We start from the raw sequence: 20,893 nt of genomic DNA on the forward strand, positions 1-20,893 counted from the left end.
GTCGACGCTTACGCGTCGTCACTGCCCTGTTCGTCTGAGCCATCGCTAGAAGAATCGTCGCCGTCGCTGCCGTCATTCGGTGCCGCAACATTCCCCGCCCCATCTGTATCAGAAGTGCTGCTATCAGATGCGCCAACCGCAACGGTCGCTTCTAGCTCAGGGTCAACCTGCTCAACGATTCGTTCAACACCAACAATGTGCTCCGACTCTTTAACTTTAATCAGACGCACACCTTGAGTGTTCCGACTCAAAATAGAGATCTCTTCACTGCGTGTACGCACTAGAGTCCCCTGATCGGAAATCATCATAATTTCGTCACCGTCAAACAATTGCACGGCACCGACCAAACGACCATTACGCTCGGATACAGCCATAGCAATTACACCTTGCGAACCGCGGCCCTTGCTAGGGAAGTCCACAACTTCTGTACGTTTGCCATAACCATTTTCGCTAACAGTCAAAACCTTGCCGTTTTCGGCGGGGATCAACATCGCGATTACGACGTGCCCTTCTGGCATTTTAATGCCACGCACACCGCGAGAGTTACGGCCCATAGAGCGAACTGACGACTCGGCAAAGCGAGCGGCCTTGCCGGTTGAGCAGAACAGCATAATATCTTTGCTGCCATCGGTAATTGCCGTTCCCACCAAGTGGTCATCCTCAACCAAATCTACCGCACGCAAACCAACAGAGCGTGGGCGCGCAAACTGAGACAAGGGAGTTTTCTTGACCGTGCCATTTGCTGTTGCCATGACGATATAATGATCGTCATCGAATTCTTTAACCGGCAGGATAGACGTAATGCGTTCGCCTTCGTCCAAAGGTAACAAGTTAACCATTGGGCGACCGCGCGATTGACGGCCCGCGACAGGAATTCTATAAACCTTCAACCAGTAGACCTTACCGGCGCTGGTAAAACACAACAGGTAGGCGTGGGTGTTGGCGATAATAATATGCTCAACAAAATCTTCATCTTTAACCGAGGTGGCCGCTTTACCCATACCGCCACGACGCTGTGCCTGATAGGCATCTAGCGGCTGGCTCTTGGCGTAACCGCCGTGAGAGATGGTAACTACACGGTCTTCTTCGGTAATCAGATCTTCTACTGTAAGGTCGTGCTGTGACGCTTGTATCTCAGTGCGGCGATCATCGCCATACTCGGCGAGTACGGCTTCGAGCTCTTCGCGAATAACGGCCATCAAACGCTCGGGGTTACCTAATATTTCTAGGTACTCGGCGATTAGAATTAGCTTCTCTTCATATTCCGCGAGTAGCTTGTCGTGCTCCATGCCGGTTAAACGGTGCAAGCGCAATTCTAAAATGGCCTGAACCTGAGCTGGCGATAAGTAGTACTCGCCGTTTTCACGAATGCCAAACTCTTTACCCAATTCATCTGGACGGCAGGCGTCTGCGCCGGCGCGTTCCAAAAATTGACCGATAACACTAACTCCCCAACCACGGGCGAGCAGAGCATCGCGCGCATCCGCAGGCGTAGATGAGGCCTTAATTAAGGAAATAACTTCATCGATATTGGAAATGGCAACCGCCAAACCTTCCAATACATGGCCGCGCTCGCGCGCTTTGCGTAACAAGTAAACGGTACGACGTGTAACAACTTCGCGACGGTGCTTAATAAAGTATTCGATCAGCTGATAGAGATTGAGTAAGCGTGGTTGATCGTCTACCAAGGCGACGATGTTAATACCAAATACATTTTGTAGTTGGGTTTGCGCGTAAAGGTTGTTGAGTACGACCTCGCCCATTTCACCGCGTTTAATTTCAATAACAACTCGCAGGCCGTCTTTATCCGACTCATCGCGAATTTCAGAAATGCCTTCAATTTTCTTTTCTTTTACCAGCTCAGCGATTTTTTCGATTAAACGCGCTTTGTTTACCTGATACGGAATTTCGTGAACGATGATCGTTTCGCGGCGGGTTTTCTCATCGACGATAACTTCTGCTTTGGCGCGTACATAAATACGGCCTCGGCCTGTGCGATAAGCCGAAAGTATGCCCGCACGACCATTAATAATGGCGCCGGTGGGGAAGTCTGGACCAGGGATAATTTCGATAAGTTCATCGAGCGTGATCTCGGGGGTATCGATCATCGCGATACAACCCTGAACTACTTCGCGCAAATTATGCGGAGGAATATTGGTAGCCATGCCTACGGCAATACCCGACGAACCGTTAACCAATAAGTTGGGGATTCGCGTTGGCATCACCGCCGGGATCATTTCCTGACCATCGTAGTTAGGAACAAAATCTACGGTTTCTTTATCGAGGTCGGCAAGCAGATCGTGAGCGATCTTTTTCATGCGGATTTCGGTATATCGCATGGCAGCGGCGCTGTCGCCATCGATCGAACCGAAGTTACCCTGACCATCGACTAGCATATAGCGTAATGAAAACGGCTGAGCCATACGAACAATGGTGTCGTATACAGCTGAATCGCCGTGGGGATGGTATTTACCAATAACATCCCCGACCACACGGGCCGACTTTTTATACGCCTTATTCCAATCGTTGTTGAGTTCGCTCATGGCGAACAGCACGCGTCGATGCACCGGTTTCAAACCGTCGCGAACATCGGGAAGTGCTCGGCCAACGATTACGCTCATGGCGTAGTCAAGGTAGGATTGTTTCAGTTCGTCTTCAATTGAGACAGGATAGATTTCTTTTGCGATTTCGCCCATGAAATTTTCACCCGCTAGGCGGGAATGACCTTATTGTTGTTGACTGTTCTGGTTACAAAGACCGGCGACAAGGCTAAAGCCTGCCATCAATAACACCGACCCAGCGATTATTCTGAAAAGTGCTCTGTAAAAGCGCCGAATAGTACCACAAAATCAAGATGATAAGCACACTGGGACGCCACCATTTAATAGTGATTTACGGGTATAATCGTCACCCCAATTGTCGGTTTGCGTGTCGTGCGGGTCACCGGCAAGACAGCAAAACACCGATTTCGCCCACTTTTTCGTCAACACGAACAGTTTATGAGCAAATCCGTTTCTAGTACGTCTCCCAAGCCTGTCGATCTCTGCCTCGATCCGAGTTGGATTATTCCGCTCAACCAGCAACCCAGCGGCAATCGTGAGCGTATCCTCAGTGACTGCAGCCTTATTATTAATGATGGCCTGATCGAAGCGATACTGCCCAGGGCCGAAGTCGCCTTGCGCTACAGCCCAAAAGAACGGCTCGCCCTAGACGGCCAACTCATAATGCCAGGCCTTATCAACTGTCACGGACATGCCGCCATGACCCTTATGCGGGGGGTTGGCGACGACCAGCCACTGCAGCACTGGCTTGAGAAGACCATCTGGCCATTAGAGGCCCGCCACCTGAGTGAAGAGTTTGTCGGTGACGGCAGCCGCCTGGCAATGGCAGAAATGTTATTGAGCGGCACCACCTGTTTCGCCGATATGTATTTTTATCCGGGCAGCGTCGCTGCTGAAGCGCGTAAAGCGGGAATGCGGGCGCAGCTCTACTTCCCAATCCTGCAATTTGAAACGCCGTGGGCGCAGGATGAAGACAGCTACCTACACAAAGGCTTACAAGTTTGGGATGACTACCGCTCAGACGCACTGATTAATGTTGGCTTTGGCCCCCACGCCCCCTACTCGGTCAGCAAACCTATGCTGCAGCGTATTGCGACCTACGCGGAAGAGCTACAGGCCTCGGTACAGATTCACCTACAGGAGACCGCTAGGGAAGTTGAACGGCATATCGCGCAACACGGTTGCCGCCCCATTGACACACTCGCTGAGCTGGGCCTATTAAGCCCACTTACGCAATGTGTACACATGACCCAAGTCGTCGACACCGATATTGAATTGCTCGTCGCTAGTGGCGCGCAGGTGATTCACTGCCCGCAATCGAATATGAAGCTTGCCAGCGGCGCTTGCCCTACCCAGAAGTTGCTCGATGCGGGTATCAACGTAGCGCTCGGCACCGACGGTGCCGCCAGCAACAACGAGCTGAACCTGTTTGCCGAGCTTCAAGCTGCCGCACTTCTGGGGAAGCTAACAGCCAACGACGCCGCCGCCATCAACGCGTTTACGGCACTCGAGATGGCCACCATCAGTGGTGCCAAGGCGATGGGGCTGGGCGATGTAATCGGATCGCTTGAAGCAGGCAAAGCCGCCGATCTTATTTCGGTCGACTTGACAGATATCAGCAGCCAACCCTTACATAATATTGTCAGCCAACTGGTGTACACTCAGAGCGCACATCGAGTACGAAATGTTTGGGTTGCGGGTCAGCAGCTGGTAAAGAACCGCCAACTCACCCGTATCGACAGCTCCGAATTGCGCGTCACCGCGACTAGCTGGCAGCGACGTATTCGCGGCACGCACTAGCTCCAACTACGGCTGTTGCACCTATTTATGAGTGCAGGCTTAGGCCTCAGCTACCGAGGTCAAAGAGCACTAAACACGAATCGCATAGTATTTAGTTCATTTTTGAGACAAGAGGCAAACCATGAGCGCAACATTCGATACAGCTAGCGGAACCGGTAGCGCAGGTTTGCGCGCCAATGTAGATGATTCCGAAATCGCCAAGTTTGAACGTATGGCGAGTCGCTGGTGGGACTTAGAAGGCGAGTTCAAACCACTCCACGACATTAACCCACTGCGTGCCAACTATATTGATGCGCGCGCGACCATCGCTGAAAAAACTGTTGTCGATGTCGGTTGCGGCGGCGGTATTCTGTGCGAAGCGCTATACCAGCGCGGCGCCATAGTTACCGGGATTGATATGGGCGCAGCCCCCTTGGAGGTCGCCCAGCTTCACGCGCTCGAATCTGGCGTACAGGTAAACTACCAGCAAACCACCGCCGAAGAACACGCAAGCCAACACCCCAATCACTACGACGTAGTCACTTGTCTAGAAATGCTCGAACACGTGCCAGACCCCAGCAGCACCATCGCGGCCTGTGCACAATTAGTAAAGCCCGGCGGCGACATCTTTTTTTCTACGATTAACCGCAACCCTAAAGCCTACGGCATGGCGATTTTAGGCGCGGAATACGTCCTGCGCCTGCTACCCAAGGGTACGCACGAGTACGCCAAGTTTATTCGCCCATCGGAATTAGCGAAATGGCTACGCCAAGCCAATTTAGAACTACAAGACATGACCGGTATAACCTACAACCTAATGACCAAAAAATATCGTCTCAATCCCGACGATGTAGATGTGAACTACTTGGTTCACGCCAAAAAAATTCTATAACAGGCTTAGTATACGATGAGTTTACGCGCAGTTTTTTTTGACCTAGATGGCACGCTGCTCGATACCGCTGGCGATCTTGGCAATGCATTAAACAAACTACTCGTAGCGGAAGGCAAGCGACCGCTCCCCCTTAGCGATATTCGCGGTGTTGTATCCGACGGTGCGAACGCCCTATTAAAACTTGGTTTTGATGTAACACCTGATGATAACGACTGGAACAGACTGAGAGAGAAGTTACTCAATTTTTATTTAGACGATATCGCCAGCGCAACGGAGCCCTTTAAAGGTATCTACGAACTCATTCAAGAATTGACCAACAATAATATCGGCTGGGGAATCGTCACCAATAAGCCAGTAACCTACACCGAGCCGCTGATGACCTATTTCGAATTTGCCAGCCCGCCCCTAGCGACGATTTGCCCAGAGCATGTAGTCGAGCGTAAACCGGCGGCGGAGGCGTTACTACTTGCCTGCAGTCACGCAAAGGTGGATGTGTCTGAGGTAGTTTATGTCGGCGATCACGAGCGCGATATTCTTTGCGGAATAAACGCAGGCGTCCCCACCATCGCGGTCGGCTACGGTTACATTCCCGAACATAATTCCCATAAAAGTTGGAATGCAACCCATACCGTTAATCACGCCAACGAAATTTGGCCAGTGCTACAACAGTACTTGTAAATAACCAGCCGTAGCTGTAAGTAATATCCGAATAGACGATTCCGTTAGATCTATTCATTTTCTAACCCTTACTTTTAAACAACGATTTTTTTATGATAGACGCAGACACTTTTTATAATTATCAAGCACCAGCCAACTCGCTCGCAGGCAAAATTATATTAGTTACTGGCGCTGGTGACGGCGTCGGCCGTGCCGCTTCGCTCGCCTACGCCGAAGCCGGAGCAACCGTTATTTTGATGGGGCGAACTCAATCAAAACTCGAACAGGTTTACGATGCTATCGAAGCCGCCGGCTATGCCAAACCAGCGATTGTGCCGTTTAATTTTGAGGGAGCTGCAGAGCAGGACTACATCGAAATTAAAAATGTTTTGGCAACAGAGTTTAATCAACTCGACGGCTTGCTTCACAACGCCGCCGAATTAGGCCCCTGTACACCACTGGTCAACTATTCGCTTAGCTATTGGCATAAGCTAATGCAAGTTAACGTTACCGCGCCTTTTATCCTGACGAAAACACTACTGCCTATGCTGCAAGAATCCGACAATGGCAGTATCGTTTTTACGGGATCTTCGGTGAGCACTAAGGGCAAGGCCTATTGGGGAGCTTATTCAGCCTCGAAAGGTGCACTTGAAAACTTAATGCAAGTGCTCGCAGACGAACTCGACGGCACCAGTAATGTTCGAACCAATTCGATTAACCCAGGTCCAGTGCGTACACGTATGCGCGCTAGCGTTTGCCCAGCGGAAGATCCCGCAACGGTTGCCACGCCCGAGTCGATAATGAATCAATATTTATTTTTGATGAATGCCGATAGCATTGGCATAAGTGGCCAGCAATTTAATGCTCAGAAGAGTTGAGATTAGTTGTAGGCGTTTCGCCATCAAGCGACTCTGGATCCCTTTGCTCTTCATCGGCTGACGAGGAGTTCAGAGGCGTCGTGTCGGTAGCTGTAGGACTACTTTCTAACGGGTCCAAGGCTACCGCATCAACAACCGGCACTGGGTAGTATTTTATTGGTGTTGCGATGGGCTCGACATTAACCGAGCTTTTGATCTCTGCCGGCAGCGTATCAGATGATTTTTCCAGGGTGTCTTGCGAGACTGCGCGGGTCGAACTTTCACTCGTCGCCGTTCCGAAATAACTTACATTCGCCTTCCTGCCACGTTTAGGCATTTTAAAGTAACGCTCGGCGTCGACTTCTTGATGCCTATCTCGCCAGTGCTTTTTGACGAGATCTTCCGCGAACAACACATGAAAATATTCTCGCTCTAACTGCTCACCTTTGTACTTAAGCACCGCCAATAGACTTGTATGTTGTGCTTCAGATTTTACTAGCTCGTAGGTGTATAGCTGCTGTTCATTAGGGCCGACGATCATATCGAGCGGTTCACCTAACTGCGACACCACCCAATCTTTGCGGGTTTTATTGCGTCTAATATCGTGAAAAAACGCCTCGGAAATTTCACCCTCCAAGTCGTTGTAGGTAACCTGAGAGGAAACGCTGCAACCAGTAGTAAAGGTAATAATAAAAATTAGATAGCCACACGCGAGATACACACAGCGGCATGTCATTAGGTTAATCAAGCGATGTAGTGACATTACGCTTCGGCAAAATAGCCGGTTTTAACTGGCGCTGCGGGTTTGGACGTGATCGTGTTAACGCTACTGTTAGCTTGCCCTAGATAGGACTGTGTGCTGGCCGACTTTACGCCGGACTGTACAGAATTGGATCGGGCTTGTTGCTGTTGCAGTAATTTCATCAAAGCAATTTCAGATGCGGATAAACCACTATTGGTAACGACTGTTGCTTCGTCTACCCCCTGCTCCAATAATTTTTGAGCCTGAGCGTAAGAAAACTCCAGATCATTCTGACGAATATCATCCTGCTGCGTCTTTAAACAGCGCATCTTATTTTCTAAAACCATCATGCGCTGCCCCATACCTAAGGAACCAGAGCTGACTAGCTGAAGTTGCTTGATATGTTCGCTAATTTGCTGCTGTAATTGCTGCTGCATATCGGTTTGCAACTGTGCCGATCGACGTAAGCCCAACTGCACATAAGTTATTGCAAATAGCGCCAATACAAATGCCGTTGCTGCAATTGGCCCAGCGTAGGTAGATAACAATTCGTTAAAAAACGTCATAGTAAAACCTCTATATGAAGGTACTACCTTAATTGTTAAGGCAAACCTCTATGCGTTAGACACGATTCGTTACGGCGCTGTTTACAAAAGCCAAAAGGCCATTATGCGCCTTCGATTTCGGCCCACTCGTCGTCGGTAAGTAATTTATCAAGCTCGATTAAAATAAGCAGTTCATTGTTTTTGTGGCATACGCCCTGAATAAATTTCGCGCTTTCTTCATTGCCGACATTCGGCGCAGTTTCAATCTCTGACTGACGCAAATAGACAACTTCGGCAACACTGTCTACCAAAATGCCGATGACATGTTTATCCGCTTCAATAATCACCACACGGGTATTGTCGGTAACTTCTCCCGGCGGCAAGCCAAAACGTTCACGAGTATCGATTACCGTTACCACATTACCGCGCAGATTTATTATGCCTAAGACATAACTCGGCGCGCCGGGCACTGGCGCAATCTCGGTATAACGCAATACCTCTTGCACCTGCATCACATTTACACCGTAGGTTTCACCCGCCAGCTTAAACGTGACCCATTGCAATACGGGGTCTTGCCCGGATTTGTTGTTCGCAAGGTTTGCTGCCATGAATATAAATCCTCAAGTCGGTAATACGTCACCAGCACAGCTGCTGAGTGGTGTTTTGGCGCATTGCAGGGTTATCAGTGTCAAAATTCAGCCGCATTTTGCCGGAATTACCTATTAATATAGTTAATTGCAGCATCTATGCCAGTCGCGACGGCAAAATAGTCCGCGTCACCGAGATTTCTTTTCCGATGAGGAGAGTATTGCCGCCATCTGGGGGATATCAACCAAGGCGCACATCGCGGATTTAACCGTACCCGCTAGCCAAGGTCGCTTGGTTCGTTGAGAGCGCCACACTACATCGGAGGGCTCGAGCGTAACGGGTTGATTGACGCTATTTACAGCAAGCCCCCAAGGTAAGCCATCGATGGTTACCACGTATTTGGCGGTGTCCAAAAATGTCTGGTCGTACTTTTCTGGCATAACAAACAACGCTGTGTTGAGTGTTTTAATCGGCCCATTTGCTGTCTTTAGCAGCCCCATAAACCATTCAGACTGACCAAAGATTGGCGTTAAAGATTCGTTTATCTGTTGAATCTGGCCCAGCGCAACCAAAGGCACCGCCAAGGTTAAACCGGAAACATCAAACAGCAACACATCAAATCGCTGCTGAGCCCATACCGGTCGCCCGTTTGGCTCCCAGGCTAAAATGGCATTTACCCCCGACTTTACCGCGGTCTCATCTTCGGTGGGGCTATTGAGGTCATTGTTGATGTGACCATCCACAGCCGTATCGGCAGCACTATCCTCCACTGGGTTAATCACCACGGGTACGCTTGCAATATCCCGCTCTGGGGATGTAACTATCGGAGACGCTTCGATGGGAGGAGCTGTGATCGGCTTAGGCCGCTCGGTCGTCTTTGGCGCGCTCCGCTTAGCCACAACCTTGGGCAAATTCTGGCTAAGTAGCGCTTGTAGCTGTTCGCGCTTAACGGCCTCTAGCTCGGCGAGAGCAGCTTGTCGATCGTGGGGTTGGATATGCGTTACGGACTGGCGGCGCAGAGCCGCAACAGCGCTAGACTCGCCTCGAGTAATCGAACTAGGGGCCGTCGAACTAGAGGCTGAGCGAGCCTGTATCATCGCGTGCGACAGGGTGTTGGATGGACTTACGCTCTGCACGGTAGGCACTGTTAGCCTTGCAGGCACAATGGTATTCGATGGCAGCGCGGCGGAAAGGTCAGCAATTGGCTCTTCAGGCGCCACCGCGCCACCAGCCGACGTTTGAGCGGCTAGCTGTTCACCAGAATCAATTTGCTTAGCCGGTTGTTCAGCAAAAAGGCTATCAAAGTAGTCAAGAATCTCGTGATCGGGATTAAACGGCTTATCCACTCGCACCTCCCGCCGCCATCTTAAGCTCGCTTTCACTTCCCATTAAGTGGTTATAGAGCGAATGGTAAGCTGCGACAGCACGTGAATTAGCGTCAAACAAATTGGGCGGCACACCGGCCTTACTGGCATCACGCAAGCGGGTGTCGATTGGGATTTTGCCCGCCCACACCGGTACTCCAAAGTCATTACGAATGGTACGTAAACTCGACACAGATGCCTGTGTACGGCGATCGTAAATCGTCGCCACTATGTGATACGAAACCTGCTGTTTACGCGATTTAGTCATCATCTGCAGGGTGTGTAATATTCGCTCGAGCCCCTTAATGGCCAAGAACTCTGTCTGCACAGGGATCACCAATTGCGTACAGGCTGCAATGGCGTTAATCATTAACACGCCCAACTGTGGCGGACAGTCGATAATTGCCAAATCATAGTCGTCAGACACCGCCGCTAAAGCGCGACGGATAACCAACCCCATACCATCGCCGACCGCGCGGCGCTCGAGCGTGGCCAATGGCGTGGACGCCGGTAATACAGAGATGTTACTAAAGGGCGTTGGTAAGATCAGTTTTTCGACCATATTGTGATTAATACGCTCGCGCTGATCAAACAGGGTAAAACTACTTTCGGTGAGGGTGTCCGGATTTTGTCGGAAATAGACAGTTAGCGAGCCGTGGGGGTCTAGGTCGAGTAATAGCACACGCTTGCCTGCAGCGGCAGCTAAGCCGCCGAGCGCAACGCTAGTGGTGGTTTTACCAACCCCACCCTTTTGATTTGCTACTGTCCAAATCTGCACCTGTTACACCCTATTTCTTGCGGGAAGCACTAGTCATCAATTGTTATTGCGAGGTAGATCGGGGTCGCTAGAAAACAACAAGCCACCGCTGGGAAGTTTTACTGGCTTAACCCGCCCATCCGGCAGCTCGCGCGAAGGCGCTTCATCGCCAGCGTCTCCGGGCACACCATCGTTACCATCTTGATTACGCGCGTCATTAATACCATTACTAACAATATTGTCGAGATTGGTATCTTCGCCGCTATTCGCCACAACACCGCTCTCTGAAATTATCTTATCGGCAGCGGCCCGTGGAACTTCAGCTCGCTCGCGCGCAACGCGCAAAACGACACGACGATTTTTAGCCCGCCCTTCGTCGCTGGTATTGTCGGCAACTGGTTGAAATTCACCAAAGCCAACCGCAGACAAACGTTTCGGGGCGACACCATTCAACGCAAGAATATCAACAACGGCGGCTGCGCGAGCCGCCGACAATTCCCAATTATTATGAAAGCGTGCATTTTGCCGTAAGGGGACATCATCGGTATGCCCGCTCACCGCTACGGCATTTTCATAAGGGCCAAGAATATCAGCCACTTCCGCAAAAATGGTTTTTGCCTGAGGGTTTGGTTCTGCGCTGCCCGAAGCAAACAATAGGTTAGAATCAACCTCGATTTCTACCCAGCTTTCATTGCCAAACACCGCAACACTTTGATCGGAAACAAGCGTGTCCAAAGCCGACATCAGCTGACTGGCAACATCATCTAACTTTGCAAGTTGATCTGGCGGCTGAGCGACTGCTGTCGAGGTGGCATTGTGATCAAACGCTTTGCTAAGCGTATCGGAAAGCACTCGGTATTTATTTTCGTTGACCTGAGATACCGAGTACATCACCACGAAAAAGCCAAACAGCAAGGTGATAAAATCGGAGTAAGACACTAACCAGCGTTCGTGGTTAATCTTGGTTTCAATGGGAGTTCGACGAATCACGTAACAATGCCTCCTTATTAATGGAGGTAACCACTGAGTTTCATCTCAATAGCTTTAGGGTTTTCACCGTCCGCAATGGCAATTATTCCCTCGATAAGCAACTCGCGAAACTGTGATTGCTCACGAATACACGCCTTTAATTTATTCGCTACCGGCAGCAAAAATAAATTGGCGAAGGCAACACCGTAAATTGTGGCAACAAATGCAATCGCAATACCGGGACCGAGCTCTGCTGGGTCAGCCAAATGTCGCATCACATGGATAAGCCCCATAACCGCGCCAATAATACCTATGGTGGGCGCATAGCCACCCATGCTTTCATAAAACTGCACAGCGTCGTGATCGCGCTGTTCCGCGACGATCAAATCTGTTTCCATAACATGTCTAATGACTTCCGGCTCACTTCCGTCAACCAGAAGCTGTAATCCTTTTTTCGAGAACTTGTCCTTCTCTTTATCCGCAATATTTTCCAAACCCAACAAACCATCGCGGCGCGCAGAATGAGCCCAACTCACAACACGGCCAATCCCCTGTTTAAATTGTTGCCTCGGCGGTAAAAAAATCCATTTAAATAACGATAGTGCGCGTCGTAATCCACGCATAGGGGTTTGCAAAATGGCGGCACCAATGGTGCCACCAAAAACAATTAGCGCAGCGGGGCCATTTGCCAAAGCCGCCCAACTACCGCCTTCAAGTAAGTTGCCACCGAGCAAAGCTGTAAAGCCAAGAATAACGCCGACAACACTTAAGATATCCATCGCCGCGTTCCGCTAGAGGTCGCTGAGGAGACGCGGGGCAACGTCTTTTACAGCCATAACTTCATCGCTTAAACCCGCGCGAGCTACTGCAGCCGGCATACCATAAACCACACAGGTTTCTTGGTTTTGGCTCCATATAAAAGAACCTTTTTGCTTTAGTAAGCGTGCACCCTCGCAACCATCGGCACCCATACCAGTAAGAACAATACCAAGAACCTTACCGCCAAAAGACGCTGCAGCTGAGGCAAAGGTAACGTCCACACAAGGCTTATAGTTAACCCTATCATCACCATCCAATATTTTTACACTGGAACCGGCGCGGTCAAACATAAGCTGCTTTCCACCGGGCGCGATTAATACCCTACCGGCAATTAGCTTATCGCCAGTTTCTGCCTCTTTTACCGAAATTTTGCACTGACGATTAAGACGTTCGGCAAATGCTCGGGTAAAGTTCTCAGGCATATGCTGAATGACAATCACGGGGAAATGAAAATCGCTGGGCAATGCGGCTATAATTTCTGACAAAGCAACAGGGCCGCCTGTAGAAGCACCGATAACAACAATTTTGACCGACCCTTTTAGCTTCTTTGGCGACGTTGAAACCGCTCCAGATGTAGGAGTCGATTGCGAAGCCTGAGTTTTTGCGGCGAGACGCTGGCGCAGTGCCGCGGTAACCTCTTTGGCTTTTTGAGATTTTGTTGCGGCAACAGCAGCCAGCTCATCAGTCTTGCGCTTTGCCGCTTCGGGGTTGGCCGAACTCGCAAAACCAATAAGCGTATCGTGCAACTTAGACTTCAACGCTTGAGAATTGCGAGAAACTTCAGCGAAGTTTTTAGGGATAAAATCGACTGCACCAGCATCCAAAGCATCGAGGGTAATTGTCGCCCCTTCATAAGTCATCGAAGAGAACATCACAATGGGTACTGGTTTGGATGCCATAATCACACGCACGGCCGAAACACCATCCATGCGCGGCATTTCATAATCCATAGTGATCACGTCGGGATTCAGGCTCGCCGCTAAATCGATAGCTTCTTGGCCGTTAGCGGCAATGCCAACAACCTCCAAATCTGGATGTTCATTGATGATTTCTTTCAGGCGATGCTGAAAGAAACTAGAATCATCAACGACTAAAACCTTATAGGGCACTTAACATCCTCTTTAATTGCTAATTAAGCTAGCTAAATAATTATTCGTGATTATTAATATCTTCCCAATTTATTGACCGTCACTTAAGTAGTGAACATCTAAACAACAATGCTATCGACCGGCGTATCGCTTCAGCATACTCGGCACATCTAAAATTAAGGCAATGGTACCGTCACCGGTAATTGTTGCGCCCGCCATTCCAGGCGTACCGTGCAGCATTTTTCCAAGGGGTTTGATAACAACCTCCTCCTGCCCTATCAGTTGATCTACTACAAAACCAACCCGTTGAGTGCCGACAGAAACAATAACGACATGCCCTTCGTGCGGTTTTGTGAACGCTGAATTTTTCTTAACCAACCAGCGCTTCAAATGAAATATAGGCACGGCTCTTTCGCGAATCGTTATACATTCTTGGCCATCCACTATATGGCTTTTGGTCAAATCCATGTGGAAAATTTCATTCACACTAACCAACGGCAAGGCGAATGTTTGCTGCCCCAACATAATCATTAGGGTCGGCATGATCGCCAAGGTTAAAGGCACTTTGATGTTGATGCGTGTACCTTCACCCACTTTCGATTGTATTTCAATCGAACCATTTAGCTGGGTTATTTTGGTCTTCACCACGTCCATACCTACACCGCGGCCGGACACATCTGAGATTTCTGTCTTGGTCGAAAAGCCTGGGGCAAAAATTAAATTAAAGGCCTCGGTATCGGTTAAGCGTGCCGCTGCATCCGCTTCGTACAAGCCTTTTTCAACTGCTCTATCACGCAGTTTTTGTGGATCCATACCACCGCCGTCATCGGTGATCGAAAGCAAAATATGGTCACCCTCCTGCTCGGCAGCGAGAATAATTTTACCAACCCGTGATTTATTGTGCTCCTCCCGAATCGCGGGCAATTCAATACCGTGATCAACGGAATTTCTCACTAAGTGAACAAGTGGATCGGCCAAAGCTTCTACAAGATTCTTATCGAGATCCGTTTCTTCGCCGACGAGTTCTAGGTGGATTTCTTTCTTCAAATTTCGCGCGAGATCGCGAACAACACGAGGAAACCGACCAAACACTTTCTTAATAGGCTGCATCCGCGTTTTCATGACGGACGTTTGCAAATCGGCAGTGACAACGTCAAGGTTGGCGACAGCTTTTTGCATGGCTTCATTATTTGATTCAACGCCTAGGCGAACCAAACGATTGCGAACCAGTACAAGTTCGCCAACCATATTCATAATGTCATCGAGCCGCTGAGTATCTACACGAACTGTTGTCTCTGCCGCTTGGGCTTGCACCGGAGCTGCTGTGGCGCTGTCGCGAGCTTTAGGCGCATCGGGGACTGCTTTTGGCGCTGGGGATACTGGCTGAGATACCAATGCTGCGGCGTTTGCTGGTTTTGCTGCTGGCGATTTTGCAGGCGGCGATTCCTTCTTATTTGGAACTGCTGACGATGTATTAGCTTCTTTCGATCCAGCGCCCGTAACAACAGGCGCTTTGCCTTTACCATGCAATTGGTCGAGTAAATCTTCAAATTCCGAATCGCTAATGTGATCGGTTGCTGGCTTGGCATTTACGCTACTCGTCTCTGCAGGAGCTTTGCCTCTACCGTGTAGCTGGTCTAACAGGGCTTCGAATTCATCCGAGGTAATTTCATCGCTGTTAGATGCCGATGAAGATGGTCCGAGGTCAGCTGCGGCGTTGGCGGTTGGGCCCTTGCCTGAGCCGTGTAATTGATCAAGTAGATTTTCGAATTCGTCATCGCTAATGTCGTTGCTATTTTGAGTACTGCTAGTACCAGCACTAGTTTTAGCAGAGGCGCCTGATGTGGCTGAATCGTCTGTTTCGTTCAAGGCATCGAGAAAGCCTTCAAATTCGTCGTCAGTCATATCGATGCTGACTTTAGCGTCGCGATCGTCGCTTGCGGGCTCCGCTATGACTTCGGCATTTGGCGTTACCTCAGCTTGCGGTTCAGCAAGGTCCTCGCAGGACACCATACGTTCCAGCTCGGCAATCAATTCTGGCGGTGCGGGCGGCATTTCGGTACGCGCCGAGACTGCGGCAAATTGTTCGTTCACTGTGTCGAGCGCACGCAACACTACATCCATAAGTTCGGAGGTAACGCTACGCTTGCCATTGCGCAAAATATCAAACAGGTTTTCGGTAACGTGACAGCAGTCGACCATTGCATTTAACTGCAAAAAGCCAGCGCCGCCTTTAACTGTGTGAAAACCTCGGAAAATAGCATTGAGCAGATCTTTGTCATCTGGACGCTGCTCCAAATCGACCAACTGTTCAGACAGCTGTTCGATTATTTCTCCGGCTTCGACAAGAAAGTCCTGAAGGATATCTTCATCATCGCCAAACGCCATTCAATACTCCTTAAAAACCTAAGCTCGACAAAAGATCGTCAACTTCATCTTGACCGGAAACGACATCTGTACGCGATTCGGCATTAATTTGTGGCCCCTCTGCAACGGTGTCTCGCTGTTTAACTATATTCGGATCACGCACACTTTCGGGATTCTTTGCCAAGCCTGTAACCTGTTCCACTTGCCCCGCTATACGCATGAGTTTTACCAGTTCAGACTCAACGTCTGTCACTAAACCAATAACTTTGCGTAATACCTGACCGGTGAGATCTTGGTAGCCTTGCTCTAGGATTATGTCTTGCAAACTCTTGTTTAAGGTTGTCGTACCTTCATCCATTTGGTCGAGAAAATCGCCCATCTGGTTATAGAGGTCGCGAAACTCTTCTTTAGTCATTTCACGTCGTTTTAAGCGGTGCCACTCTTCACGTAAGCGAGTTGCCTCCAGCCCTAGGTTCATGGCAATGGGGGCAACAGCCTCCACCTTATCCATGGTTTTATCCGCCGCTTCTTGTGTTTTGGTAATGACATATTGCAACCGGTTAGACGCGTCTTTTATCTCGGAATTATTGACTTCCGGAGGTTCCGAATCCATATCCGCATCAACATGAAAGTTAACAATCGCGTTATGTAAGCCTCGCGTTAGTTGCCCTACACTTTTAAAAATATGTTGGTTCCGAGCTTCGACTAAATCGTGGATCATCTCGGATGCTTCATCGAGATTATCGCTCTGAAGTTTCTCAACCAAATGATTGGCACAGTCTTGTAACTGCGACAAAAAATGGTCTTGCTGTTCCGTATTATTATTTCCCATTAGCTGCCCTTCAACATCGCTTAACTGCCTACGCGCTCAAAAATCTTGTCGATTTTTTCTTTAAGTACCTGAGCGGTAAATGGTTTAACTACATAGCCATTCACGCCAGCCTGAGCTGCCTCGACGATTTGATCCCGTTTCGCTTCGGCGGTTACCATAAGTACCGGCAAACCCGCCAACTTAGCATCGGCACGAACTTCTTTGAGCAGATCAATCCCAGTCATGCCAGGCATGTTCCAGTCCGTCACAAGAAAGTCAAAATCGCCGCTGCGAAGCATAGGCAAAGCCGTAGAGCCATCGTCCGCCTCTTGGGTATTGGTAAAGCCTAAATCGCGTAGTAGGTTTTTAATAATGCGCCTCATCGTCGAGAAATCATCAACAATCAGGATTTTCATATTCTTATCCAATGTAACCTCCGCTATCCCCTACAGATCTTGGAAAACTATTCATATATGCCAGTGAATGGTTGGACATAAAACTTGTATCTCGCTGCTCGAATATTTAGGTTTAACACGTTACACCCTGCACCTGCTTCACAGATTCTCAGGTTTTAAGCGGTTCCCTTACCAAGTCTAGACGGACTTAGCCGGTCATCCAGTTTTAAGCCCTGTATTTATAGAAAAATGTGGTTTTATGCGTAAATCGTTGCAAGCTGCAGCCACCGCTGTGCGTTTAATGACCAAACAGGCAGCTACCAATCAGTCAGGCGTGCCCTAAGACGCATGGTGGCCTGACTGTGAATTTGACTTACTCGAGATTCAGAAACCCCCAAGGTTAAGCCAATTTCCTTTAGGTTGAGCTCTTGCTCGTAATAAAGTGACAGTACTAGCTGATCGCGTTCGGGTAAGGTTTTAATCGCTTCGACAATGGCCGCGCGCATCTCAGAATGTTGCACGCTTTCTGCTGGCCCTGGGGAGGAATGCGATGGCTGGGTTGTGTAGCTATGCCCCTCATCTGCGTCTAGGGTTTCATCCAAACTAAACAAGCGGGCAGAATTGGCGTCGCGCAAAATAGCGTGGTATTCATCAATATCGATGTCCAGCGCTTCGGCGACTTCTGTATCTTTGGCATCGCGCCCCAAGCGTGCCTCCAACGCCTTTACCGCCTCGGCGACCATACGGGTATTGCGATGCACCGATCTTGGGGCCCAATCTCCGCGACGCATTTCATCGACCATGGCACCGCGAATGCGGATACCGGCATAGGTTTCGAAGCTGGCGCCACGACTATTATCGTATTTCTGAGCAGCTTCAAGCAGACCAATCATGCCGGCTTGAATTAAGTCATCTACCTGCACGCAAGCCGGCATTCTCGCCATCATGTGATGGGCGATACGCTTTACTAGGGGGGCGAAATCTTCTACCCGAATATCTGCGCCCGCATCCTGCATTTGTTCGTAAACCATTAAGCTTTCTGCCGGATTTGCTGCCATATGGGTGTTGGTCCTGAAAAGACATAACCGACGGCGGTCGTTCCCCGTCGTACTACTTTTGTCACTACCGGGAACACACTAGTAGCCGGAAACACTCGCCGACTGCAGTAATCGTTCTAGGAAAAATTCGAGATGACCACGTGCCGTGGTTTGCACCGGCCATTGATCAATTTTTTGCGCCATGGCGCGTATCGATAGAGCCGCCTTCGAGCGTGGCGCAAAGGTCATTAGAGGCTGTCGCTTCTGTACGGCTTTGCGCACATTTTCATCAAATGGAACGTGCCCAAGGTACTGTAGAGACGCATCCAAGAAGCGGTCGCAAACCGAATTTAATTTATTAAAAAGGTTTATACCTTCTTGGGTACTGCGGGTCATGTTGGCGATTACCCTAAAGCGAAATACACCGTGTTCCGCATTTAGCAATTTGATTAACGCGTAGGCATCGGTAATAGAAGACGGCTCATCACAGACAACAATAATCGCCTCTTGCGCCGCTTGCACGAAACTAATAACCGTATCGGAAATTCCCGCCGCGGTATCGATCATAAGGATATCGAGCTGATCACTAACTTCGCTGAAAGCGTTGATTAAGGACGCGTGTTCTTGGGGGGAAAGCTGGGTCATTTGTTGCACGCCGGATGAGGCCGGCACGATTTTAATCCCGCCAGGCCCATTCAGCATAACTTCTCGCAAGCTCATGCTGCCGTCCAGCACATCCGCGAGCGTATGCTTAGCCTGTAAGCCAAGCAGAACGTCAACATTGGCAAGCCCCAAATCGGCGTCCATCAAAATCACGCGGCGCTGCATTTCGGCCAGTGCAATACTCAAATTTACCGACATATTGGTTTTACCAACGCCGCCTTTGCCGCCTGTGACGGCGATAACTTTAATAGGTCTGTTCGAGCTCATAGAGTTGATGTCCCGGGCTCCTGCTGTTTTAGGTTTCTGCGCCATTGCGCGGTCGGCCAAGCGAGTAATAGTGTTCATAAATTTATCGACTTTCCCAAGTATAGTTCACTAATTGCCAACCGCACCGATAGAGGCTGAATCACTCGTTTTTAACATTGCGACGGCATCGGCAACAATTTGGCGGCCGGATGCTAGGGCAATATCTTTGGGTATCTCTTGGCCGTCGGTGGTGTACGCGATAGGCATACCGCGCTCTAGCACCACACTAATCGCTTCGCCGAGACTCGCGGCTTCGTCCATTTTACTGAGCACACAGGCGTCGATACCTTTGCGCGAGCTATAGGCATGAGTAGAGGCTTTCATGGTTTGTAGCTGGCTGTTACAGGCCATAACTAAAATGCGTTTAAGGCTGGGACAAGTGTCGAGCTTAGTAAGCTGATCTTTTAACAGCGGATCGCCATGCCGAAAGCCCGCGGTATCGATCAGGATCAACGGAAACTGGCGCAAGCTTGCCAGCACGGTTAGCAAACTGTGTTCGGTATCAACAGCTCGCACCGGCACATTTAAAATGCGACCTAGCGAGCGCAGTTGGTCAAAGGCTCCCACTCGATAGGTATCGGTGGTAACGAGGGCAACCTTACCTGGCCCCTGTTCTAACACGTAACGCGCAGCAAGTTTGGCGATGGTAGTGGTTTTACCTACGCCGGTCTGGCCGACGAACGCAAAGATTCCGCCCTTGGAGACCATGTCCTCGGCAACCACCGGCAGCTCACCGGCTAGATTGTTCATACAAGCGCGCCACACGTGGCTAACTTTTTCGTGATGGCCGACGTCGCGCAACAACCGCTGGGCAATATTTTCGGGTAACCCAAGGCGGGCCATGTGATCGTTAAGTACCGAGAAGCGACCGGGCATGCGAATTTGATGAGGCATACTATGCGACTGTGACGTGTCGTTCATGCGCCACAATTGTTGCTCCATCAACATCCGCATGTCGGCAATTTCACCCTGTAACTGTTCTAACCTGCCCTGCTCGGCGACCTCCGATGAAGCTTGCGTTTCGGCCTGGCGCAGTTGGTTTTGTAATACCTGCTCGAGACTGCTGCGCTCCGACTGAGCAGCTGGCTGGCTATAGTGAGCCTGTGTGGGCGGTACTGATTCGCTCTCCCTGTGCTGCGGTTGCGAACGGGTTTCGGTGTTACCTGCAAACGCCGCGATCGGCGCTTCGGCGTCTCGGGCACGGCGCTTTGCATCTAGCATTCGTTCACGAGCGCGTTCAATTTCCATCGCCAGCTTTTCACCGCGAGTAGACTTCACTTCACTCGGGCTGTTGGACTCAACCCGAGCTCGGGTATGGGCTGCCGCCTGCTCGACACTCGCCTGCTGCTGCCAAGCGCTGTCGCTGGCTAGAGCGCGATCTAATTCAGCGTCGAAATGCTGACCAAACTCCCGCCGCACATCAATGCCGCGAGTCGGTAAATCTAAATCGACGCTGGTAATAACTTCTACACCACCGGGGACTTTTTGACTGGAGAGAATAACCGCTTCCGGCCCCATCTCGGCGCGAACCAGATCGAGAGCACGGCGCATGGTCGGCGCAACAAATCGTTTTACCTGCTGGTTTTGGGTCGTTTGCATAGTGCTTACTCCTGGCGCTTTCACACCGTCAAAAATCTAACGTTTTTTCTTTCGGCCTCTTGGCCAACGTCATGAATCTGTTGATAGAACGGCAATC

The 20,893-nt window shown here is 50.0% G+C and carries 19 protein-coding genes; 4 read left to right on the forward strand and 15 right to left on the reverse strand.

From position 1 onward, the window contains the following. Window positions 1-8: 8 nt before the first annotated feature. On the reverse strand, window positions 9-2,696 hold the full coding sequence (gyrA, locus tag IDZ20_RS11805) for a DNA gyrase subunit A (RefSeq protein WP_188151629.1): 2,688 nt from the start codon (window positions 2,694-2,696) through the stop codon (window positions 9-11). Between the two features lie 303 nt (window positions 2,697-2,999). Here gyrA and IDZ20_RS11810 point away from each other — a divergent pair, with 303 nt between their 5' ends. The 4 genes from IDZ20_RS11810 to IDZ20_RS11825 all read left to right on the forward strand — a co-directional run bounded on the left by IDZ20_RS11810 (window position 3,000) and on the right by IDZ20_RS11825 (window position 6,767). Further along, on the forward strand, window positions 3,000-4,361 hold the full coding sequence (locus IDZ20_RS11810) for a TRZ/ATZ family hydrolase (RefSeq protein WP_188151630.1): 1,362 nt from the start codon (window positions 3,000-3,002) through the stop codon (window positions 4,359-4,361). Between the two features lie 121 nt (window positions 4,362-4,482). Further along, window positions 4,483-5,232: a bifunctional 2-polyprenyl-6-hydroxyphenol methylase/3-demethylubiquinol 3-O-methyltransferase UbiG gene (ubiG, locus tag IDZ20_RS11815; RefSeq protein ID WP_188151631.1), complete on the forward strand. Its 750-nt coding sequence runs from the start codon at window positions 4,483-4,485 to the stop codon at window positions 5,230-5,232. A gap of 15 nt (window positions 5,233-5,247) precedes the next feature. Beyond that, window positions 5,248-5,910, forward strand: a complete 663-nt coding sequence (locus tag IDZ20_RS11820; protein ID WP_188151632.1) for an HAD family hydrolase — start codon at window positions 5,248-5,250, stop codon at window positions 5,908-5,910. Window positions 5,911-6,002: 92 nt separating this feature from the next. Continuing rightward, the gene (locus IDZ20_RS11825) at window positions 6,003-6,767 is read left to right on the forward strand and encodes a YciK family oxidoreductase (protein WP_188151633.1); all 765 of its coding nucleotides are present in this window, start codon (window positions 6,003-6,005) and stop codon (window positions 6,765-6,767) included. Here the strand turns inward: IDZ20_RS11825 and IDZ20_RS11830 are convergent. The 14 genes from IDZ20_RS11830 to flhF form a co-directional block, all read right to left on the reverse strand. After that, window positions 6,748-7,509, reverse strand: coding sequence for a hypothetical protein (locus IDZ20_RS11830; RefSeq protein ID WP_188151634.1), 762 nt, complete (start codon window positions 7,507-7,509; stop codon window positions 6,748-6,750). The genes IDZ20_RS11825 and IDZ20_RS11830 overlap by 20 nt on opposite strands. Then, entirely contained in the window at window positions 7,509-8,054 is a 546-nt protein-coding gene (locus IDZ20_RS11835) for a DUF2802 domain-containing protein (protein ID WP_188151635.1), read from the reverse strand. The genes IDZ20_RS11830 and IDZ20_RS11835 overlap by 1 nt, the downstream gene beginning before the upstream one ends. A 101-nt stretch (window positions 8,055-8,155) precedes the next feature. Further along, on the reverse strand, window positions 8,156-8,641 hold the full coding sequence (locus IDZ20_RS11840) for a chemotaxis protein CheW (protein WP_188151636.1): 486 nt from the start codon (window positions 8,639-8,641) through the stop codon (window positions 8,156-8,158). Between the two features lie 168 nt (window positions 8,642-8,809). Next, window positions 8,810-9,967 carry a chemotaxis protein CheW gene (locus IDZ20_RS11845; RefSeq protein WP_245792288.1) on the reverse strand — a complete coding sequence of 386 codons (1,158 nt, stop codon included), beginning with the start codon at window positions 9,965-9,967 and terminating at the stop codon, window positions 8,810-8,812. After that, window positions 9,960-10,763, reverse strand: a complete 804-nt coding sequence (locus IDZ20_RS11850) for a ParA family protein (RefSeq protein WP_188151637.1) — start codon at window positions 10,761-10,763, stop codon at window positions 9,960-9,962. Before IDZ20_RS11850 ends, IDZ20_RS11845 begins: the two co-directional genes overlap by 8 nt. A gap of 36 nt (window positions 10,764-10,799) precedes the next feature. Then, window positions 10,800-11,732: an OmpA family protein gene (locus IDZ20_RS11855; RefSeq protein ID WP_188151638.1), complete on the reverse strand. Its 933-nt coding sequence runs from the start codon at window positions 11,730-11,732 to the stop codon at window positions 10,800-10,802. 17 nt (window positions 11,733-11,749) lie between these two features. After that, a complete protein-coding gene (locus IDZ20_RS11860) occupies window positions 11,750-12,490 on the reverse strand; it encodes a flagellar motor protein (protein WP_188151639.1) in 741 nt (246 codons plus the stop codon). 12 nt (window positions 12,491-12,502) lie between these two features. Continuing rightward, window positions 12,503-13,639: a protein-glutamate methylesterase/protein-glutamine glutaminase gene (locus IDZ20_RS11865; RefSeq protein WP_188151640.1), complete on the reverse strand. Its 1,137-nt coding sequence runs from the start codon at window positions 13,637-13,639 to the stop codon at window positions 12,503-12,505. A gap of 111 nt (window positions 13,640-13,750) precedes the next feature. Further along, window positions 13,751-16,006 carry a chemotaxis protein CheA gene (locus IDZ20_RS11870; protein WP_188151641.1) on the reverse strand — a complete coding sequence of 752 codons (2,256 nt, stop codon included), beginning with the start codon at window positions 16,004-16,006 and terminating at the stop codon, window positions 13,751-13,753. 10 nt (window positions 16,007-16,016) lie between these two features. Then, entirely contained in the window at window positions 16,017-16,817 is an 801-nt protein-coding gene (locus tag IDZ20_RS11875; RefSeq protein ID WP_188151642.1) for a protein phosphatase CheZ, read from the reverse strand. A gap of 20 nt (window positions 16,818-16,837) precedes the next feature. Beyond that, window positions 16,838-17,224 (reverse strand): chemotaxis response regulator CheY, encoded by a 387-nt coding sequence (cheY, locus tag IDZ20_RS11880; protein ID WP_188151643.1) that lies wholly within the window; start codon window positions 17,222-17,224, stop codon window positions 16,838-16,840. 284 nt (window positions 17,225-17,508) lie between these two features. Continuing rightward, the gene (locus tag IDZ20_RS11885; RefSeq protein WP_281250569.1) at window positions 17,509-18,249 is read right to left on the reverse strand and encodes an RNA polymerase sigma factor FliA; all 741 of its coding nucleotides are present in this window, start codon (window positions 18,247-18,249) and stop codon (window positions 17,509-17,511) included. Between the two features lie 78 nt (window positions 18,250-18,327). Beyond that, window positions 18,328-19,158, reverse strand: a complete 831-nt coding sequence (locus IDZ20_RS11890; RefSeq protein ID WP_188151644.1) for a MinD/ParA family protein — start codon at window positions 19,156-19,158, stop codon at window positions 18,328-18,330. 108 nt (window positions 19,159-19,266) lie between these two features. Beyond that, the gene (gene flhF / locus IDZ20_RS11895) at window positions 19,267-20,796 is read right to left on the reverse strand and encodes a flagellar biosynthesis GTPase FlhF (protein WP_188151645.1); all 1,530 of its coding nucleotides are present in this window, start codon (window positions 20,794-20,796) and stop codon (window positions 19,267-19,269) included. Between the last annotated feature and the right edge of the window lie 97 nt (window positions 20,797-20,893).

Origin of the sequence: Teredinibacter waterburyi, from assembly GCF_001922985.1 — a bacterium.
Taxonomy (GTDB): domain Bacteria; phylum Pseudomonadota; class Gammaproteobacteria; order Pseudomonadales; family Cellvibrionaceae; genus Teredinibacter; species Teredinibacter waterburyi.

Excerpts from the sequence above, each read along its gene's own strand:
- gyrA (WP_188151629.1), bottom strand. The coding sequence starts at position 2,696 with ATGGGCGAAATCGCAAAAGAAATCTATCCTGTCTCAATTGAAGACGAA.
- IDZ20_RS11810 (WP_188151630.1), top strand. The coding sequence starts at position 3,000 with ATGAGCAAATCCGTTTCTAGTACGTCTCCCAAGCCTGTCGATCTCTGC.
- ubiG (WP_188151631.1), top strand. The coding sequence starts at position 4,483 with ATGAGCGCAACATTCGATACAGCTAGCGGAACCGGTAGCGCAGGTTTG.
- IDZ20_RS11820 (WP_188151632.1), top strand. The coding sequence starts at position 5,248 with ATGAGTTTACGCGCAGTTTTTTTTGACCTAGATGGCACGCTGCTCGAT.
- IDZ20_RS11825 (WP_188151633.1), top strand. The coding sequence starts at position 6,003 with ATGATAGACGCAGACACTTTTTATAATTATCAAGCACCAGCCAACTCG.
- IDZ20_RS11830 (WP_188151634.1), bottom strand. The coding sequence starts at position 7,509 with ATGTCACTACATCGCTTGATTAACCTAATGACATGCCGCTGTGTGTAT.
- IDZ20_RS11835 (WP_188151635.1), bottom strand. The coding sequence starts at position 8,054 with ATGACGTTTTTTAACGAATTGTTATCTACCTACGCTGGGCCAATTGCA.
- IDZ20_RS11840 (WP_188151636.1), bottom strand. The coding sequence starts at position 8,641 with ATGGCAGCAAACCTTGCGAACAACAAATCCGGGCAAGACCCCGTATTG.
- IDZ20_RS11860 (WP_188151639.1), bottom strand. The coding sequence starts at position 12,490 with ATGGATATCTTAAGTGTTGTCGGCGTTATTCTTGGCTTTACAGCTTTG.
- IDZ20_RS11870 (WP_188151641.1), bottom strand. The coding sequence starts at position 16,006 with ATGGCGTTTGGCGATGATGAAGATATCCTTCAGGACTTTCTTGTCGAA.
- IDZ20_RS11875 (WP_188151642.1), bottom strand. The coding sequence starts at position 16,817 with ATGGGAAATAATAATACGGAACAGCAAGACCATTTTTTGTCGCAGTTA.
- IDZ20_RS11885 (WP_281250569.1), bottom strand. The coding sequence starts at position 18,249 with ATGGCAGCAAATCCGGCAGAAAGCTTAATGGTTTACGAACAAATGCAG.
- IDZ20_RS11890 (WP_188151644.1), bottom strand. The coding sequence starts at position 19,158 with ATGAGCTCGAACAGACCTATTAAAGTTATCGCCGTCACAGGCGGCAAA.
- flhF (WP_188151645.1), bottom strand. The coding sequence starts at position 20,796 with ATGCAAACGACCCAAAACCAGCAGGTAAAACGATTTGTTGCGCCGACC.